21 protein-coding genes are annotated in these 17,992 nt (G+C 65.7%); 11 read left to right on the top strand and 10 right to left on the bottom strand.

The annotated features are described in order from the left end of the window. Positions 1-11: 11 nt before the first annotated feature. Together WH5701_RS04950 and WH5701_RS04955 are read left to right on the top strand one after the other, a co-directional pair. Entirely contained in the window at positions 12-233 is a 222-nt protein-coding gene (locus tag WH5701_RS04950) for a hypothetical protein (protein WP_006170915.1), read from the top strand. Positions 234-269: 36 nt separating this feature from the next. After that, on the top strand, positions 270-1,514 hold the full coding sequence (locus WH5701_RS04955; protein WP_232201787.1) for an NAD(P)-binding protein: 1,245 nt from the start codon (positions 270-272) through the stop codon (positions 1,512-1,514). Here the strand turns inward: WH5701_RS04955 and WH5701_RS04960 are convergent. Next, positions 1,496-1,900, bottom strand: coding sequence for a hypothetical protein (locus WH5701_RS04960; RefSeq protein ID WP_006170917.1), 405 nt, complete (start codon positions 1,898-1,900; stop codon positions 1,496-1,498). The genes WH5701_RS04955 and WH5701_RS04960 overlap by 19 nt on opposite strands. A 115-nt stretch (positions 1,901-2,015) precedes the next feature. On the opposite strand from WH5701_RS04960, the gene WH5701_RS04965 reads away from it, so the two are divergent. Beyond that, on the top strand, positions 2,016-3,092 hold the full coding sequence (locus WH5701_RS04965; protein WP_006170918.1) for a mechanosensitive ion channel family protein: 1,077 nt from the start codon (positions 2,016-2,018) through the stop codon (positions 3,090-3,092). A gap of 440 nt (positions 3,093-3,532) precedes the next feature. Beyond that, positions 3,533-4,255, top strand: coding sequence for a DUF305 domain-containing protein (locus WH5701_RS04970; RefSeq protein WP_006170919.1), 723 nt, complete (start codon positions 3,533-3,535; stop codon positions 4,253-4,255). A 47-nt stretch (positions 4,256-4,302) separates the two neighbouring features. On the opposite strand, the gene WH5701_RS04975 is transcribed toward WH5701_RS04970, so the two are convergent. Genes WH5701_RS04975 through WH5701_RS04980 form a run of 3 tightly spaced genes read right to left on the bottom strand, consistent with a single transcriptional unit; the run spans position 4,303 to position 4,993 of the window. Continuing rightward, positions 4,303-4,590, bottom strand: coding sequence for a hypothetical protein (locus WH5701_RS04975; RefSeq protein ID WP_006170920.1), 288 nt, complete (start codon positions 4,588-4,590; stop codon positions 4,303-4,305). After that, positions 4,587-4,712 (bottom strand): hypothetical protein, encoded by a 126-nt coding sequence (locus WH5701_RS18575; protein WP_255346379.1) that lies wholly within the window; start codon positions 4,710-4,712, stop codon positions 4,587-4,589. Before WH5701_RS18575 ends, WH5701_RS04975 begins: the two co-directional genes overlap by 4 nt. Before the next feature lie 26 nt (positions 4,713-4,738). Further along, the gene (locus WH5701_RS04980; protein ID WP_006170922.1) at positions 4,739-4,993 is read right to left on the bottom strand and encodes a DUF3721 domain-containing protein; all 255 of its coding nucleotides are present in this window, start codon (positions 4,991-4,993) and stop codon (positions 4,739-4,741) included. A gap of 39 nt (positions 4,994-5,032) precedes the next feature. Here WH5701_RS04980 and WH5701_RS16700 point away from each other — a divergent pair, with 39 nt between their 5' ends. Then, positions 5,033-5,539 carry a MerR family DNA-binding protein gene (locus WH5701_RS16700; RefSeq protein ID WP_083781821.1) on the top strand — a complete coding sequence of 169 codons (507 nt, stop codon included), beginning with the start codon at positions 5,033-5,035 and terminating at the stop codon, positions 5,537-5,539. Here the strand turns inward: WH5701_RS16700 and WH5701_RS04990 are convergent. Both WH5701_RS04990 and WH5701_RS04995 read right to left on the bottom strand, forming a co-directional pair. Next, positions 5,425-6,495, bottom strand: coding sequence for an AI-2E family transporter (locus tag WH5701_RS04990; RefSeq protein WP_198005133.1), 1,071 nt, complete (start codon positions 6,493-6,495; stop codon positions 5,425-5,427). The genes WH5701_RS16700 and WH5701_RS04990 overlap by 115 nt on opposite strands. A gap of 101 nt (positions 6,496-6,596) precedes the next feature. Next, positions 6,597-8,135 carry a SulP family inorganic anion transporter gene (locus WH5701_RS04995; RefSeq protein ID WP_006170925.1) on the bottom strand — a complete coding sequence of 513 codons (1,539 nt, stop codon included), beginning with the start codon at positions 8,133-8,135 and terminating at the stop codon, positions 6,597-6,599. A gap of 73 nt (positions 8,136-8,208) precedes the next feature. Here WH5701_RS04995 and WH5701_RS05000 point away from each other — a divergent pair, with 73 nt between their 5' ends. From WH5701_RS05000 to WH5701_RS05010, 3 genes are all read left to right on the top strand, one after another. After that, complete coding sequence (locus WH5701_RS05000) at positions 8,209-8,709, top strand: thermonuclease family protein (RefSeq protein WP_006170926.1); 501 nt, start codon at positions 8,209-8,211, stop codon at positions 8,707-8,709. Between the two features lie 135 nt (positions 8,710-8,844). After that, positions 8,845-10,371, top strand: coding sequence for a deoxyribodipyrimidine photo-lyase (locus WH5701_RS05005; protein WP_006170927.1), 1,527 nt, complete (start codon positions 8,845-8,847; stop codon positions 10,369-10,371). A gap of 284 nt (positions 10,372-10,655) precedes the next feature. Further along, positions 10,656-12,014 carry a cytochrome P450 gene (locus tag WH5701_RS05010; RefSeq protein WP_037979619.1) on the top strand — a complete coding sequence of 453 codons (1,359 nt, stop codon included), beginning with the start codon at positions 10,656-10,658 and terminating at the stop codon, positions 12,012-12,014. A gap of 65 nt (positions 12,015-12,079) precedes the next feature. On the opposite strand, the gene WH5701_RS05015 is transcribed toward WH5701_RS05010, so the two are convergent. After that, the gene (locus WH5701_RS05015; RefSeq protein WP_006170930.1) at positions 12,080-12,325 is read right to left on the bottom strand and encodes a hypothetical protein; all 246 of its coding nucleotides are present in this window, start codon (positions 12,323-12,325) and stop codon (positions 12,080-12,082) included. A 293-nt stretch (positions 12,326-12,618) separates the two neighbouring features. On the opposite strand from WH5701_RS05015, the gene psbA reads away from it, so the two are divergent. The 3 genes from psbA (at position 12,619) to def (ending at position 14,786) form a co-directional block, all read left to right on the top strand. Further along, positions 12,619-13,698: a photosystem II q(b) protein gene (psbA, locus tag WH5701_RS05020; protein ID WP_006170931.1), complete on the top strand. Its 1,080-nt coding sequence runs from the start codon at positions 12,619-12,621 to the stop codon at positions 13,696-13,698. A gap of 149 nt (positions 13,699-13,847) precedes the next feature. After that, complete coding sequence (locus WH5701_RS16705) at positions 13,848-14,027, top strand: DUF2256 domain-containing protein (protein WP_071934205.1); 180 nt, start codon at positions 13,848-13,850, stop codon at positions 14,025-14,027. Between the two features lie 87 nt (positions 14,028-14,114). Continuing rightward, positions 14,115-14,786, top strand: a complete 672-nt coding sequence (def, locus tag WH5701_RS05025) for a peptide deformylase (RefSeq protein WP_037979622.1) — start codon at positions 14,115-14,117, stop codon at positions 14,784-14,786. 26 nt (positions 14,787-14,812) lie between these two features. On the opposite strand, the gene WH5701_RS05030 is transcribed toward def, so the two are convergent. From WH5701_RS05030 to WH5701_RS05040, 3 genes are all read right to left on the bottom strand, one after another. Beyond that, on the bottom strand, positions 14,813-15,073 hold the full coding sequence (locus WH5701_RS05030) for a hypothetical protein (protein WP_006170934.1): 261 nt from the start codon (positions 15,071-15,073) through the stop codon (positions 14,813-14,815). A 219-nt stretch (positions 15,074-15,292) separates the two neighbouring features. Then, positions 15,293-16,318, bottom strand: coding sequence for an SDR family NAD(P)-dependent oxidoreductase (locus WH5701_RS05035; protein ID WP_006170935.1), 1,026 nt, complete (start codon positions 16,316-16,318; stop codon positions 15,293-15,295). Then, the gene (locus tag WH5701_RS05040; RefSeq protein WP_037980365.1) at positions 16,315-17,958 is read right to left on the bottom strand and encodes a serine hydrolase; all 1,644 of its coding nucleotides are present in this window, start codon (positions 17,956-17,958) and stop codon (positions 16,315-16,317) included. The genes WH5701_RS05035 and WH5701_RS05040 overlap by 4 nt, the downstream gene beginning before the upstream one ends. Positions 17,959-17,992: the final 34 nt, after the last annotated feature.

Genomic DNA, 17,992 nt, shown 5'->3' on the forward strand with positions numbered 1-17,992 from the left:
GCCCGAGAACCATGACAACCCTCGTCAACGTGATCGGCCCACTGCTGTACATGGGCTGTTTCGCCGTCATCCTCGGCGGCGCCTTCGCCCTGATGACCCAGACCCTGCGCAGCAGCGAGCGGGTCGCCACTCCCCGCCGTCGCCACCCCGAAGCCCCCGCTCCTGGTGAAGAAGTGATGGTGGTCGACCTCAGCCGTGAGCGGCTCGAGCAGCTCTACCAGCAGGCCTCCTGACACCGTTCGTGACCCTGTGATCTGAGGCTGTTGGCGTTGAGTCCGGGGCACGGTTGTGATCCTGCAGCCCCCTCCCTGGCGGTGATTGGTGCCGGGGTCGCCGGTTGCGCTCTGGCGGCCCGGATGCGTCGACTGGGCTGGCAGGGGCCGATCAGTCTCTGGGAGTCCGGTCGGGGGCCGGGGGGGCGTGCCAGCACGCGCCGCTCCCGCCACGACAACCTGGTGCGTCTCGATCACGGAGCGCCACTGCTCTCGATCAGCGGCAGTCCCCCGCCAACGCTGCTGGCTCCCTTGCTGGATGGAGGCTGGATAGAACCCTGGTGCGGTGGGCTGGCCCAGCTCGATGTTGAGGGCCAGCTGATCACTGGCGCCACCGATCCGCTCACGCAGGGAGATCTGTACCGGGGCAGGGGCGGCATGGATCAGCTCTGCAGGGGGCTTCTGGAGCTGGCTGGCAGCGACGTTGAGCTGCACAGTCAGTGCTTGGTGCGCGATCTGGCCCCTACCGCCCATGACGGCTGGGAGTTGCTCGATCAGCAGCAGCAGCGGCTCGATGTCGCCGACTGGCTGGTGCTCAGCGGCACCCTGCTGGTGCATCCCCGCTGCCAGACGCTGCTGGGCTGGCCGGAGCCGCCGCTGCAGCCACTGGCCCGCACCCTGGGGGATCCACAGCTGGAGCGGGCCGCAGCGGCCATCGCCGCGATCGACAGCAGCCCGCGTTGCGCCCTGTTGGTGCTGATCCAGGCCTCGGCAGCTGAGGCCTGGCGGCGGCTTCCCTTTCGTCTGCTCAGCTTCGAGGCGGCGGCCGAGAGGCGCTGGGGGCTCTCGCGGCTCTCGATCCAGCCCCTGGAGGATGGACGCTGCGCCGTGGTGGCCCACTCCAGCGCAGCTGTGGCCAGGCTCCATGCCGATGTGATCGGATCGCGCTCCTCGGTGGCCCGGCTGCCAGGGGTCAGCCCTTCACCCCAGCGGGAGCAGACGCTGATCGACACCCTGGCCTCAGCCCTCTCGGCGGTGATGGAGCCCTGGATCGCTCCACTGGTGCTGGAGGGCGCCGATCCTCAGCTGATGCGCTGGGGGGCGGCTTTCCCTGAGGGGTCAGGCCTGGCCAGCGAGCTGATGCTCTGTCCGCAGAGCCGCATCGGCTTCTGTGGTGATTTCATCTGCGGCCCTGGCTTCGGACGGATCGAGGGTGCCCTGCGCAGCGGCGAAGAGCTGGCGGAGCAGTTGCTGGCGGCGATGGGGCCCGCGTCAGTGCCGGCTCAGGGACAGCCGGCCTGATCCTTGCGCTCCAGCCAGCCGTCGGCCTCCCTGGCCAGGGCCGCACCTCGGGCGGTGTAGAAGGCCAGTTGCCGCCGGTTGCGGTAGAGGGGGACGCGTGTGGCCTGCAGTTCGGCTTCGGCGCGATGGCGGCAGCTGAGCAGGGCGTCGAAGTCGATCGGCTCCGCCCCAGGCTGGCTCGACCGGGCCGACTCAGCCTGCTGGCTGATGGCGGGGCAGAGCCGCTGGCGCACGGCCTTGAGCAGAAGAATTTCCTGCTGCAACGCCTGATCGGCAAGGGCCTGGTAACGCTCCTGCAGGCTCGTGCAGCTCAGGACGTCCTGCGCCAGGGCCGAGGAGCTCAGCAGCCAGCTGGCGGCCATCAAGCTGAGGAGTCTGATCACCACCGCATCACCCTCAGGCCTTGCCCGTGAAGTGTATGGGGCGTTGCTGAGGCGTTGGGATGGTGTGGCGCACTGGCGGAAAAGGTTTGTTACTCTGACGGATTATCAAGAATTGCTTATGACGGAATTCGGTATCTCGTTCCTGATCGCCACAGCGAAAGCACTGCTGGGCATTGCCCTGGTGCAGGTGTCGCTGCGGTTGACGGGGCGTTGGTTGATGCGTCTGACCAGAAGAACTCCTGGTGACACGGATGATCAGCTGTTGCGCTCGGTGCTGACCACGGCCGCCCCCATCGGTTACCTCAGTGCCTTCTGGTGGGGGTGGCGCTCGCTGGTGGCTGATGTCGAGGTGCTCAACTTCGGCGAGGGTATCGATCGCATGCTCGAAGCGGCCATGCTCTTCCTGACCATCGTGCTGATCGTGCGCCTGCTCAATCGGGTGCTGCTGTTGCTGCTCGATCGCTCCCTGCGCCGCCTCAGGCGCGAAAACCAGCTCACGGTGCTGAGGGGGTTGGAGCCAATGATTCGCTCAGGCGTGTGGATCCTGGGCCTGCTGGTGTTTCTGCAGAATCAGGGCGTGCAGATGGGTGCCATCTATGCCTCCCTGGCGGGGGCAGGCATCGGCTTGGGCCTGGCCTTGAAGGGGCCGATCTCCAACTTTCTGAACTACCTCACCATTCTCTTCGATGAGCCGTTCAGAATCGGGCAATTCATCCGCTTTGATGATGTGCTGGGGACAGTGGAAGGGGTTGGAATTCGCTCCACAACCATCCGCAGCCTCAGCGGAGAACGCATCGTGATCAGCAATGAAGATCTGCTTGGCAAGGTGATCCAGAACTACGGCGATCTGCCCAAGCGGCGGGTGGCCACCACGATCGGTGTCGTGTATCAGACGTCCCTGGAAACGGTCAAGGCGATTCCCGCTCTGGTGGAGGCGTCGATTCGCTCCAACCCCCCGGCGGAATTCGATCGCTGTCATTTCACGCGCTTCGCCGACAGCGCCCTGGAATTCGAATTCGTCTATTTCATTCCCGATGCCGACATGGTCCTGTTTCTGGATGTGCAGCAGGAGATCAACCACGCCATCATGGAAACCTTCCAGAAGCAGCGCATCGAGTTCGCCTATCCCAGCCAGACTCTCTTCCTGGAATCCGCCCAGGTGAAGACCAGGGAGGTGGCTATGGCCGTCGGTTGAAGCGCCGGTTGAAGCGCCAGTACGGCCCCCGGTGCCGGCCTGCGCTAGCACTGGGGAGCGCTGAGGGAGCGGTTTGCCCATGAATGCGCCACGAACCACGACTGGCCTGGGGGCTCTGATGCTTGCGGCTGCCTTGGCCAGCACCCTCGCTCAGGGCCTGCGGCCAGGCCCCGTCTGGAGTCAGGCCACCGACGCGCCTACGGAGCCAAGGCTGCCGACTCCGCGGGCGACTGGCTCGCCACCAATGGCCCCGCACTGGAAACCAGCTTGATGGCTTGGTGTGTGAAACCTGCCCCGCCCCAACTGCGTCAGCTTCAGCGCTGAGCGGCCAGGCCTCAGCCGGTCCACGTCTCGAGTTGTCACCTGCTGGGTACGGCAGCGAGGGGTTGACTCTCCAGTGGAGTGGAGACCATACGGTTGGCCTGCTCTGTCTTCCAGCGATGCGCCACTCCTCGCTCCCTGCCCTGCTGATCGGCCTCGGCGCACTTGCCCTGGTGGCTCCGGCCGCCCGGGCGCAGATGGATCACCAGCATGATGACCACTCAATGCCCATGGCCGCCCCAGCTCCCGCGGCCGGTGAAAACGCAGCCATGGACCATGGCGACCACGCCCATGACGTGGGCCCAGCCGGTGCCACCTACGACCTGCGCTTCCTCGACGGCATGGTCCAGCACCACACCGGGGCGCTGCGCATGAGCGAATTTGTCTTCGACATCGGCCAGCCCGGTGTGGGGGCTCTTGGCAAGACCATCTGGCGCGATCAGGCCAATGAGATCCGGGCGATGGGGCTGTGGCGCAAGGCCTGGTATCCCCAGGCGCCGGTGTACCCCGTAGCGCTGGCGCCTGGCGGTGATCCGGACAGCCTGTCGGGCCTCACCCGCATGAGTCAGGCCCAGATCGAGGCGATGCGCATGATGGGCTCCGGGCCCACCAGGGAGAACCGGGTGGTGTGGTTTCTCGAGGGCATGCTTGAACACCACGGCGGGGCGCTGATGATGGCCCACGACGCCCTGGCCAAGAGCACCAACACCACCATCCGGCGCTTCGCCCGGGACGTGATCCTCGCCCAGCGAGCCGAGATCATCGAGCTGCGGCGCATGCTGGCGGTTGAAGGATTGCGCAAGCCTGAGTATCACAAATTCGACGCTCTCTTCCGGCTCTGAAGACAACTGCGGGCCGGCTTGGTCCGGCCCGCAGTTCTCGTTGGCGCTCAGACCTGGGGGCTTTGGTCCCGACGTGCGCCGATCAGCAGGCCCAGCCCCGAGCCGGCCACCACCAAGGTGAGCAGGCCGAGGATGGCGGAGTAATAGGGCTGCAGGTTGATCAGCCCGAAATTCCCGGTGTGCAGCTTCATCAACCAGAAGGCTTCGATTCCCTGGGCCGAGAGCAGGCCATAGAGGGAGCCGGAGAGGGCGGTGAGGATGATCGGCAGGGCCGCCAGGGGCACCAGGGCTCGGTGCAGGCGGCGCAGGTGTTGGCGGGTTTGGCGGGTTCTCATTCGTTCTGAAGCGCCTTGTGCAGCGCCTGCTCGTTGGCGCAGGGCATCCAGACCCCGCCCATGGCAAACACCCCCTTGGCGTGGGCGTCGGCCATCAGGACGAGCACAACGGGCATCGCCATGGCTTTGGACTGAGGCTTGACTGGGTTCATTTCGACTTCGAGACCGCCTTCTGATAGGCGTCGAAGGAGCTGCAGGGCATCCACTTCTTGCCCATCGCAAAGGCGCCGCTGCAGGCGAGTGTCCTGGCCCGTTGTTCAGCTGCCGCCTTTGTGGGGAACATGTCGTTGGCCTGCGCGTAGGCCGCAGGCGGTGCAACGCTCAGCGGAACGGCACCCAGCCCCGCTGAGAGGAGCAGAAGCAGATCGAAGCGCGGCATGGGCAGGGGATCAATGACAGTCATGCAAGTTTAGAGTCTCCTCAGGAGTGGAGAGTAAAGCCGATGCAGACCGCTCTGCCCCCGACACCAGGCAGTGCCATGAAGATCGGTGCCCTGGCCGCCCCCGGTGCGGTCGACCGCCTGTTCGATGAGCAGAGCTTGCGCCGCCTGGAGTTCATTCGCCGGCTCAAGACCCTGGGGCTTTCCCTGGAGGAGATCCAGAGCTGTCTGGCAATTCATGATGACGGCGAGCTGCCCTGCCACGACATCCAGGTGATGCTCAATCACCAAATTGAGCGCATCGAGCGGCAGATCAACGATCTCGCTCAGCTCAGGACTGAGCTGGAGGCGTTGCTGGCCGGCTGGCGCAGCGATCCCGCTCGGGAAGCTGACTTAATCTGCCCCAAACCTGAGGCTCTGAACCCGGACCATCGCGGTGAACCGGGTTCAAGCGCTCAGACCGTTGCGGATGGCCTCAACTCAGGGGTGGTCAGGGTATGGTCCGGACTTGGCTCCAGGAGCAGGGCCTTGATGGTGGCGGCGATCGGCACGGCGGTGATCACACCGTAGAAATCAGCCAGCGTGGCGCCCACCATCACCGAGAAGAGAATCACGATTGGGTTGAGGCCGGTGAGTTTGCCGAGCAGCCGCGGTGGCAGCACGTTCTCGATCACCTGATCGACCACGATCAGCACGGCGAAGATCCGCAGCCCCAGCCAGAAGCTCTTGAGCATGAACAGGGCACTGACCAGCAGGATTCCGAGGATGGCTCCGAAGGGGATGAATCCCATCAGGCCGATCGTGACTCCTGAGAGGATGGGGAAGGGCGCTCGCAGGAGCAGCAGGGCTGGAGTCAGCGCGCTGATCAGTACAGCCGAGAGAACCAGCTGGTTGAAGATGTAACTGTTGAAGTTGCGCCGCAGCACGCTCAGCACTCTCAGGCCTTGGTCCTGCGGCAACCACGACACCAGGCAGTTGCGCACCAGTTCACCGCCATAGATCAGAAAGAAGATGGTGAGCACCAGCAGAAAGAAGAGACTGAAGAAACTTCCCAGTGATCCGGAGATGAACCCAGGGATGTTCAGCAGCACCGACTCGAGCTGAGCAGTGAGGTTGGCCGCCATTCCCCTGATGATCACGCTGGTGTCGATCGGAACGCCCAGGGCGTTGACCCGGCCGCTGATCGAAGAGAGGTTGTCGCCCGTTTCCGTGATCCACTGCGGCAGCACCTGCGTGAACGTCAGGAAGCGCACCACCAGCAGGGGCAGCAGCGTGGCTGCCGCCAGAACGGCCACACCGAGAAACAGCCCGAAGACCGATCCGATCGCCCAGCCGCGGGGCAGGCCCAGCCGCCGCTGGAGGAGCCGCACCGGCAGGTTGAGGATCAGCGCGATCACGCCGGCCAGGATGAAGGTGGAGGCGATCCCCTCGAAAGCGCGATAGAGCGAACCGAACACCCAAAGGTTGAGGACCACGAGCGGAAAGGCCAGTCCCAGAACCAGCGGGCGGGGGAGACGCGTGGGCAACGGCATAGGCCAGATTTCAGCGCGGTTAGGGGGCATGATCCCTCATCCATCCAGTGGCTGATCAACCAGCTGCGTCAGCTGAACCTCTGAGGCAGCAGGTTTCAATGCAGCGGACCCGGCTCACCGCCCCGCCCGCCCGCTTCCTGCGCCACACCGATGCGGGCGAACAGATTGGTGCTCTCGCGGTTGAGGTTGATCACCTCCACGGCGCTGCCGCCGAGTTTGAGCCGGCGGATCACCTGATCCAGCACGGTGACACCGCTCTGATCCCAGATGTGGGCCTCCGCCATGTCGATCGTGACTCGGGCGGGGTGTTCATGCACCTCGAAACCTGCGCGGAAGTAGATGCTGCTCACGAAGAACAGCTGACCGCGCACCGTGTAGAGGCGGTGATCGGGTGCCTCCAGGCGGCTGTCGACGGCGATCACCTTGGCCACCTTGCGGCTGAACAGAATGGCGGCGAGGGCCACACCGGCGAGCAGGCCGATGGCGAGGTTGTGGGTCAGCACCGTGATGCCCACGGTGAGCAGCATCACGGCCGTGTCGCTCCTGGGGATCTTGCCGATCCCGGTGATCGAGCCGAAATTGGCTGTGTTGATGGCGATCATGATCATCACGCCCACCAGGGTGGCCATCGGGATCTGATTCACCCAGCCCCTGGCCAGCAGGATCATCGCCAGCAGACTCAGCCCTGAGGTGAGGGTGGAGAGGCGGGTGCGGCCGCCGTAGCCCACGTTCATCACCGATTGCCCCACCAGGGCGCAGCCGGCCATGCCGCCGAACAGCGAGCTGACGATGTTGCCGATGCCCTGACCCCTGGCCTCCGTGTTCTTGTGGCTGGATTCATCGGTGAGGTCGTCGAGGATGTCCTGGGTGAGGAAGGTTTCCATCAGACCCACCAGCGAAATCGCCAGGGCCGTGGGCAGGATCACCCCCAGGGTGTCAAGGCTGAATGGCACCTGCGGCAGCCCGAAGCGCGGCAGGCCCGAGGGCAGACTGCCCAGGCTCGAGACCGTGGGCAGATCCAGCCCGAGGCTGATCGAGAGCCCGGTGGTGATCAGGATGGCGATCAGTGCCGAGGGCACCGCCTTGGTCAGGCGCGGCAACAGATAAATGATCAGCAGGGTGAGCCCGGTCACTCCCCAGACCGCCGGCAGCTGGTCCGCTTGCACCGCCACGGCTTCGGGATGAACGAGATCCAGGCCAAGCTGGGGTAGCTGGGCGAGCAGGATCAGGATCGCCAGGGCATTCACGAACCCTGCCATCACCGGCTGCGGCACGAAGCGCATCTGCTGGGCCAGCTGCAGGTAGCCCCAGGCGATCTGCAGCACCCCTGTGAGCAGGCCCGCGGCGAGCAGGTACTGAAGACCGAGGCCAGCGCCGAGTGCATCGCCCTGTTGCACCAGCCCCGTCATCAGCAGGGCGGTGGAGCCGGTGGCGGAGGTGATCATCGCTGTGCGGCCGCCCACCACAGCAAGGGTGACCGCCAGCAGGAAGGCGCCGAACAGGCCCACGCTGGGATCGACGCCGGCGATGCCGGAGAAGGCGATCGCCTCCGGGATCATCGCGAAGGCCACCACCAGGCCCGAGAGGATGTCGCGATGGGGCAGGCCCCACCACTCCTTGAGGGAGAAGGTCATCGACGGAAAGCGCCGCGGCGCAGGCTCAAGTCATCCTGCTGGTTTGCCCTCCACGAGCTGGCCCCATCGAGAGATGCTCCTGATCCCTGGCCTGCTTCTGGGTCTGCAGCTGTTGCTGGGTCTGACTCCGGCTGACCTGGCTGAGGCTGAACGCCGCGCCATGGTCCTGTCGATCGGAGATGGCGACACGATCCGCGTGCAGCAGGGCCCGCGCCGGATCACCGTGCGGCTGGCCTGCATCGATGCCCCCGAGCTGGATCAGGCCCCCGATGGCGCCAGGGCCCACCGCTACCTTCAGACGCGCCTGAAGATCGGCTCCAGCGTGATTCTCAGGCCCCAGACCGTGGATCGCTTCGGTCGCACGGTGGCCGAAGTGATTGGCGACATCAACCTTGGCCTGGCGATGGTGGAAGACGGCGAAGCCTTTGCCTTCCGCCGCTACCTGGCCAGCTGCGATGCCAGGGAGTATCTCGACGCTGAAGACCGGGCGATGCGCCGTCGCTATGGCGTGTGGCAGGTGCCCGGAGGCATCACACGGCCGTGGGACTTTCGGCGCGGCAGGCGACGACGTTGATGGGACGGTTGATGGCGCTGGGTTTTGCCAGAACTCCGCCTCATTCTGCCGATGGATGGGGCCAATGTCTCGCTGCTCTGGTTGGTCTCTGATCATGTCCCCGCATGGCATCCGTGGATGGGTAGGGTCGCGGCCATGGGCCCGGTTCAGGTCGTCTGGTTCAAGCGGGATCTGCGGGTGGCCGACCACCAACCGCTGTTGCAGGCCAGTTTCCTTGGCCCGGTGTTGCCTCTGATGGTGGTGGAGCCGGAGCTATGGCGGCAGAGCGATGCCTCCGCCCGGCAGTGGGACTTCTGTGCCGAGAGTCTGGAGGACCTGCGCCGGGCTCTCGCCGGGCTCGGCCAGCCGCTGGTGGTGCGGATCGGCACGGTTGAGGAGGTGCTGGAGCGGGCCCGCTGCCGCTTCGGCATCGCGGGCCTCTGGAGCCATCAGGAAACCGGAAATGGCTGGACCTATGCCCGCGACCGGCGCGTGGCCCGCTGGGCCAAGAGCCACAGCATCCCCTGGATCGAGATCCCCAGCTTCGGCGTGATCCGCCGCTTGGGTAGCCGCAACGGCTGGGCTCGCCGTTGGGAGGCACGGATGGCCGAGCCGATGGTTCCGCCGCCGGAGGCCTTGCAGCCCCTGGCTGGACTTGATCCCGGCGCCATTCCTTCGGCCAGCGAGCTCGGGCTGGCGCCTGATCCCTGCCCGGGCCGTCAAGTCGGGGGTCGGCAGCAGGGGCAGGCTGTTCTCGAGAGTTTTCTGAACGGGCGGGGGGCTCGCTACCACCGTGAGCTGTCCAGCCCGCGCACGGCATTCGAGAGTTGTTCGCGGCTTTCTCCCCACCTCGCCTGGGGCACTCTGTCGATGAGGGAGGTGGTTCAGCTCAGCCGTCGGCGTGGGGCTGCGCCGGTGGGTTTCGAGGCACGGCTGCACTGGCACTGCCACTTCATCCAGAAGCTCGAAAGCCAGCCGGATCTGGAGTTCCGCGAGCTCCACCCACTCACCGCCGGCCTGCGCAGCAGCGACCCCGAGCGGCTGGCGGCCTGGGCCGAGGGACGGACCGGACTGCCGTTTGTGGATGCCTGCATGCGGGCGCTGATCGCCACTGGCTGGATCAACTTCCGCATGCGGGCGATGCTGATGTCGGTGGCCAGTTACCACCTGTGGCTGCCGTGGCGTGAGAGCGGGTTGCATCTGGCGCGGCTGTTCGTCGACTACGAGCCCGGCATCCACTGGAGCCAGTGCCAGATGCAGTCGGGCACCACGGGCATCAACACGATCCGCATCTACAACCCGATCAAGCAGGGCCAGGATCACGACCCAGGCGGCGACTTCATCCGCCAGTGGTTACCGGAACTGGCCGCCGTGCCGGCCGTGCACCTCCATGAACCGTGGACGATGGCGGTGATCACCCAGCAGCGCGTGGGCTGCGTGCTCGGGCTGCACTATCCACTGCCGATCGTGGAGCCCAATCAGGCCGCCAGGGAGGCCCGTGTGCGGATCTGGGCCCAGCGACAGGAGCTGGGCTTCGCGGAGCTGGCCGATGCGATCCAGCACAAGCACGGATCCCGTCGCTCCGGCCTGGCGGCCAGCGGGGGCAGGCGTCGTCGCCGATCCATGGGAGGAACTCCAACCGATCCGCAGATCCAGCTGCGGCTGGACCTGGATCTGGCCTGACCTCCACGTTCAGCTCAGCCCTGTGGAGCAGGGCCTCCGCGGCCGTGACGGATTGCTGCGACATCAGGCCGGAATAACTTCAAGCCTTAAGGATTGCTCTAGATTTCAGCCTTGGTGGACACGCCCATGGCTCAATCTGTCTCGCTTCTTGCCGCCACTGGTCTGGCTGGGCTGGCCCTGGTGAGTCTCTCCATCAGCTTGCTGATCTGAGCAGCTCAGGGGGCCGACGGTGACGCGCTGCCGGGTGCTGCCCGCCAGCCTGGGCACCCCTTCGAACGACTTGGGTGCCCCTCGATCCCACTAGCCTTCGGCCCCTGCCGAGCACGCCAGCGTTGAGCGGTGTGCTCGAGACCCTTGCCTTTTTTCGGGACCCTGATTTCGCTCGCTCGCGTTTCGAGCGCTACGGCGACGTCTACGAGACCACCCTGCTGGGGCAACGCACCGTGTTCATCCGCGGTGGGCAGGCGGTCGGTGACCTGTTCGCCCAGGGCGATGCGGTCCAGGGATGGTGGCCCGACAGTGTGCGGAAGCTGCTGGGGCCCCTGTCGCTGGCCAACCGCAACGGTGTCGATCACAAGGCGCGCCGGCGGGTGGTGGGCCAGCTGTTCACCACCGTTGCTCTGAAGCGCTACAGCCCAGCCATCGTGGCGTTGGTCAACGAGCTCAGCCATGACCTGCTCGGCTGCGCTGCTCCGGTGGCCCTGGTGCCCAGGTTGCGGCGCTTTGCCTTCAGCGTGATCGCCAGCACCGTGCTGGGGCTGGATCCCGTCGATCGCGATGCCCTGTTCGTGGATTTCGAAACCTGGTGCCAGGGCCTCTTCTCCCTGCCTTTTGCCCTGCCAGGCAGCCCCTATGCCCGAGCCCGTCAGGCCCGCGGGCGCCTGTTGTTGCGCCTGGGCTCCGTGCTCAACAAAGCTCAGGCCGCTGTCGCTGCCGGCAAGCCCCTCGCCGCCGGTGGCCTTGATCTGCTGGCTGGTGGTCTCGATGAGGCAGGGCTCCCCCTGGCCGATGACGACGTGGCGGAGCAGCTTCTGCTGTTGCTGTTCGCCGGCTACGAAACCACTGCCTCCTCCCTGAGCTGTCTGTTGCAGACCTTGCTGCAGCATCCAGCCGAGCTGGCCTGGCTCCAGCAGGAACTTGGCGCCTTGTCGTGGCCGCCTCCACAGGGGGAGGCCACGACCGCCTATGACGCCATCCGGGCGCCACGGCTGGATGCGGTGGTGAAGGAGGTGATGCGGCTGACTCCGCCGGTGGGTGGCTTCTTTCGCCGGACACTCGAGCCCATTGCCCTGGCGGGCGTCCTGGTGCCTGCCGATCGCGTGGTGCAGGTGAGCATCGCCGCCAGCCATCGCCATGGCAGAGAGGACGAGGATCTTGAGGTCTTCCGGCCGCAACGGCATCTGGCCGGTGACAGCACGGCCACCCTGCTGCCCTACGGCGGGGGTGAGCGGGTGTGCCTGGGCAAATCCCTGGCCGAGCTGGAGATCCGACTGTTGACGGTGGGAATGCTCAAACAGCTGATGCTGGTGCTGAAACCGGATCAGGACCTGACGCTTCGGGTCATTCCCAGCCCCTCACCAACGGATGGCTTGCTGGTGCGCCCGCTCCCCAGAGCCACTGGTCTCCATTCACCTGTCCGCTGACCGCTGTGGGAGGGGAGGACGTGGCACTGGGGCCATTGGCAGCCTTGGGGTTCGTCAGGCTCAGTTCAGTGATGGCGTCTGCGGCCGAGGGGTTCAATCCACTGCTCGCGAACCATGTCGTGACGAAGCTTCGCTGGGTCCAGCCGGCAGCCCAGCTGGATGGAGCCCTGGTCCAGAAGGCGTCCGAGCCGAAGGGCCGTGGCCTCCTCGACGCGGGAAAAGTTGTCCTGCTGGTCGGTGAGCCAGGACAGTTCCGTGTGGGTGATGACACCGCTCGAGATGGATTCGAGAAAAAGCTCGCCAACCGTCATGGCTTTTGTTGCGGAACGTAAACATTCTGCCTTTTGCGTGGCTCCTTCGTGGGCCCTCCGCCCTCACACAGGCTTCAAGGCCCAGCTCAGCTGGTTGATCAGTCGTGGTGGTTTGGTCGTCGGCTCAGCGGCCCATGGACCTGTGGGGCGGCCTCCCGTGCCGATGACGCCTTTACAAAACTCAATTTCGTGCTATTCTGTAAAGGTCAAGCGGCTGCACAAGTGGACTTCGGTCTTCTGAGCGTCGTTTGGCCTACTTAACCGCTCCGCCCGGAGCACACATTCACGCTCTCATGACCACCACCCTTCAGCAGCGCCAAGGCGCGTCTGCCTGGAGCCAGTTCTGCGAGTGGGTCACCTCCACCAACAACCGTCTCTACGTCGGTTGGTTCGGTGTGCTGATGATCCCCACCCTGCTGGCTGCCACGATCTGCTTCATCGTGGCCTTCGTCGCTGCTCCTCCCGTCGACATCGACGGCATCCGTGAGCCTGTCGCCGGCTCCCTGCTTTACGGCAACAACATCATCTCCGGTGCTGTTGTTCCTTCCAGCAACGCCATCGGCCTGCACTTCTACCCGATCTGGGAAGCCGCCAGCCTCGACGAGTGGCTGTACAACGGCGGTCCCTACCAGCTGGTGATCTTCCACTTCCTGATCGGCATTTTCTGCTACATGGGCCGCGAGTGGGAACTCTCCTACCGCCTCGGCATGCGTCCCTGGATCTGCGTGGCCTACAGCGCCCCTGTGGCCGCTGCCTCGGCTGTGTTCCTGATCTATCCCTTCGGTCAGGGTTCCTTCTCCGACGGCATGCCCCTCGGCATCTCCGGCACCTTCAACTTCATGCTGGTGTTCCAGGCTGAGCACAACATCCTGATGCACCCCTTCCACATGCTGGGTGTGGCGGGTGTGTTCGGTGGCTCCCTGTTCTCCGCCATGCACGGTTCGCTGGTGACCTCCTCGCTGGTGCGTGAAACCACCGAGAGCGAGAGCCAGAACTACGGCTACAAGTTCGGCCAGGAAGAGGAGACCTACAACATCGTGGCTGCCCACGGTTACTTCGGTCGCCTGATCTTCCAATACGCCTCGTTCAACAACAGCCGCAGCCTGCACTTCTTCCTGGCTGCCTGGCCCGTGGTCGGCATCTGGTTCACCGCCCTTGGCGTGAGCACGATGGCCTTCAACCTGAACGGCTTCAACTTCAACCAGTCGATCCTCGACGGCCAGGGCCGCGTGATCAACACCTGGGCTGATGTGCTGAACCGCGCTGGTCTGGGCATGGAAGTGATGCACGAGCGCAACGCGCACAACTTCCCGCTGGACCTGGCTTCTGCTGAAGCCACTCCCGTGGCGCTGACCGCCCCCGCGATCGGCTGATGCATCCGGTGGGTCCCATGGGCTCACCACCTGCATCAAGAGCATGAAAAGCCCCTGCTTCGGCAGGGGCTTTTTTGTTTGCAACAGTCAGAGTTGTTGATTGCGGCCCAGAAGCCAAGATGTATCCCCCTTCACTCTCTCTTGCACCGATGCCTCACCACATTGAACGCCCCACCAAGAACTGCCCAATCTGTGGACGACCGTTTCAGTGGCGGAAAAAGTGGAAAGATGTGTGGGAGGAGGTCCGTTACTGTTCAGATCGCTGCCGTAGAAACCGGAATCGCGTTGATCCCTTGGTGCCAGACCGGTTGGTCCAAAAGCTGAGATGACATTGGCTGAATCAGGGAGCCAAGCCGCGCGCCTTCAGCTGCAAGGTATGGAGAGGAAGGGTGAAACGCGATGTTGGAGGACCGGTGATGGCTGAACGAACCGTCCTGCGCCTGGGTGATCCACGTCTGCGGCAGGTGTCCCGCCCCGTTACCAGGTTTGGAACACCTGAACTGCTTGCTTTGATCACGGATCTCAGGGACACCATGGCGGCACGCGATGGGGCGGGCTTGGCCGCTCCGCAGATCGCCGTACCGCTGAGGGTGGTGATCTTTGGAATCACCGTGAACCCGCGCTATCCAGAGGCACCCCCGATACCGGAAACGGTGCTGATCAATCCGGAGATCACCCCGATCGACCAGGCCTGCGATTCAGGTTGGGAGGGGTGCCTCAGTGTTCCGGGGCTGCGTGGACAGGTGAGTCGCTGGAGGCGGATTCACTACCGAGGCTTCGATGCAGAGGGTCATCTGATCGCGCGATCCGTTGCTGGGTTTCACGCCCGCGTCGTCCAGCACGAGTGCGACCATCTCGATGGCGTGCTCTTCCCTGATCGACTGGAAGACACGCGGGCCCTTGGCTTCACGGAAGAGCTCGAGGCGTGGGGTCTGCTCCCTGGCGCGGAATCCTCGGCGCCAGGTCAGCCGCTGGGCACCTTGGAAGTGATGCGCCAGCAGCTCGAGCAGCATTCCGCGCTGGAGGATCTTGGCCCCCTGTTTGGCCCGAGGGCCCAGGGGCATGGCCCTGGCAGGGATCCCTGCTGAACAGCCCGGTAGCCATCGCCGCTCTGCTAAAGACCAACTTTGCGCCGACCACGCCACATCCCTGCCGCGTAGCCGATTGCCGGCAGCAGGAGATAAGGCCGCAGGGGCAGTTGCAGCACCAGGGCAATCCCAACAAGCCAGGGCAGCAGCAGCAGGCCCGCGAAGGCCAGCTGGCTGCCCCGTGAGCGACGCGCCAGCTGGCCCGAGCGCTGCACCAGTCGCGGCACGTTCTTCCCCAGCCCGTAGCCCAGCAGCACGGTGAGAACAGTGAGCAGGATCACGCCCATGGCGGGTAGGCAGCCAAGGGGAGTCTGCTGCTTGATGGTTCAGCCAAGCCTGGGGGCGAAAGCTCTGAGCCTGCCGCCTGCTCTTTCGGGATCGCCGGGCTGCAGGCCGCCATGCTTCTGCGGCACACCCTGTTGATCAAAGCCAGGATCCAGATCAAGGCTGCGTCAGCACTGAAGCTGGCGAGTCTCGGTTGGTTGGCCTACGCCTTCAAACAGCGGTCAGCCCGGACGGCGGGACAACGACTCCGGCAAACCCACCAACTGGGCGCTCACGCTCCAGAGCGCCTCGGCCAGGGCATCGTCCTGGGCTTCGGCGCTGGGTTCGGCTGACTCGAAGTGCAGCCGCCCCGGACTGACCAGGCGGTTGACGTAATAGCTGAATCCGCTGCTTCCATAGCTGGCAGCGGTGGCAAGGTCGGCCAGCAGGGCCCCGGCCTGCTCAGGCGTTGCCGTGAGGCGCAGCAGGTCGCGGGCCACCAGGGCGAACAGCCGCTGGCCCCATTCGTTGTGGCGGCGGCTGTAGCGGAAGAAGCCGCCGCTGCTGCGTGGGACCACCAGGCCCGGGCTCCAGGCCAGCACCGGCATCGCTGTGCCGCGCCGGCGCAGGCGACGTTCCAGTTCACGGGCAAAGAGCAGGTTGCAGAGCTTGCTGTCCTTGTAGGCCTTGTCAGCGTTGAAGGGCGTGCGGCCATCCACCATCGCGAAGCCAGCGCCGGCCCTGAGGCCAGCCAGATTCCCCAGGCCAGCGGGTTCGCCCACCCGGCCCCCGGGCGAGCCGGGATCGTGCACCTCCGAAGCGGTGACCACCAGGCGTGGGGCCTCGCTGCGCTCGAGTAATGGGAGCAGCTGCATCGCCAGGGCCTGGTGGCCCAGATGGTTGACGGCGATGGTGAGCTCATGGCCCTGGGCCGACCGCCGGGGTTCGGAGGCACCACTGTCTTGCAGGCCGGCGTTGAGCACCAGGCTGTCGATCGGCTCACCGGTTGAGAGCAGCTCCTTGGCGCAATGGTCGATGCTCTCCAGGTCGGCCAGATCGCAGATGGGGGTGAGCAGATCGCTGCCGCCGCTGGCGAGCAGCTTCTGGCGGGTGGCATCTGCGCTGGCCTGATCACGGCAGGGCAGGGTGAGCTGGTGGCCAGCACGATGCAGCAGCAGGGCAGCCTGCTGGCCGATGCCGGAGCTGGCGCCGGTGATCAGGATCCGGCGCGGCTGGGGGATCGCGCTGGCCAGCGGGTCGTCGTTCATGGGGTTGCTTCTGAGCTTTGACGTTGGAACACACCCTGGCCATCGACGTTGAAGTTGTCGATCTGGACGCGCCTGGCCGGTTCATCGCCGCTCACGCTGAAGGCCACCGCGCTCGGTCCTGCGGCGTTCTCTCCGCTGGGCTGGTAGCGGAAGGTGTCGCCGCTGATGTGGGTGAGGGGGTAGGGCCTGCGCTGGGGCCCCAGTTCCAACACCAGGGCGTTGCCCTCGGGTTTCACGGTGATCACTCCCACGAAGGCGTTGCTGTAGGTGCCGCTGTAGACCGCCAACGGCCGCGCCGGGGCGGGAGTCGCAGGCCGCTGGGGTACCCGTGGATACTCCTGCTGGGCGATCTGGGCGAACAGTCCTGCCAGGGGCTTGAGGTAATCGAGTTCGACCTTGCCGAAGCGGGCCAGGTCGAGGAAGCTCAGCGCCACCGTTTCGGGTACCCCGATCGGCTGGCCGTTGGTGAGCACCACGATGCCCAGCGACTCCCCCGGCAGCAGGTAGACGGCCGTGGCGGCACCGAGCTCGAAGCCGCCCGAGTGGCTGAGCTGCACGGCTCCCTGGTCGGTGCTGCTCACGTTCCAGCCCAGCCCGTAGAAGCCGGTGCGGTACACGGCTGGATTGGGAGATGGCGCGCTGGCAATCAGGGGTCGGTGGGTGTCGGCCAGGGCGTCTGAGGCCACGATCTGACGGCCGACGGCCACTGGCCCCAGGCGTCCCCCCGCCAGCTGCAGCCGCAGCCACCGGGAGAGGTCGCGCGCCGTGGAGCTCACCCCACCGGCGGGCGACTGGGCATCAGCGTCCCGCTGGTGGCGGGCCACCCAGCGGTGGCTGGCCGCTCCGTCGGCTGGCTCCCGCACATGCAGGGCGGCGCGGTTGGAGGCCGCGACCAGATCGGCGTGGCTGGAGCTGGTGCGGCCCATGCCCAGTGGTCGATAAAGCCGTTCTCTCGAGAGCTCCTCCCAGCCCTGGCCACTGGCGTTGGCCGCCGCGATGGCGCCCGCCGTGAATCCGAAGTTGGTGTAATTGAAGACGGCCCGGAAGCGGTTGCCCAGCGGCAGCACCCCCAGGCGCTGGAAGATGGTGGCGCGATCGAAGCCGATGTCCTCCAGCAGGTCGCCGGCATGGTCGGGCAGACCGCTGCGGTGCGAGAGCAGATCCCGCAGGGTCACCTCCTCGGCGATGGTGGCCGGCCCGAGTCGAAACCCGGGAAGGTCACCGATCACCGGATCGTCCCAGCGCACGCGCCCATCCCCCACCAGGGCCGCCACCACCGTGCTGGCGATCGGTTTCGAGAGCGAGGCCAGCTGGAAGATCGTGTCGGCATCCACCGCCCCGGCCTTGCCCACCTCGCGCTGCCCATAGCCCTTGAGGAACACCACCCGGTCGTCGTGGACCACGGCGATCGCCATGCCCGGCACCCCCGTCTGCTGCAGGATCTGTGAGGCCAAGGCCTCCAGCTTCGGCAGCGCAGCCGACACCTTGGCCGTGGTCACCAGCCGCGGCGGTGCCGGCGGACCGGCAGCGGTTTCGGTGGCCATCAGCGATGGCTTCGGGCTGATCACGCCAAGGCCCAGCACCAGGCCCAGCAGCGTGGGCACCAGCCGGGGCCCGCTCAGGAGTGGTTGAGGCTGCATCACCGGGACCACGGCAAGGAACTGGGGCCGAATC

The organism is Synechococcus sp. WH 5701, from assembly GCF_000153045.1.
GTDB lineage: Bacteria > Cyanobacteriota > Cyanobacteriia > PCC-6307 > Cyanobiaceae > Regnicoccus_A > Regnicoccus_A antarcticus.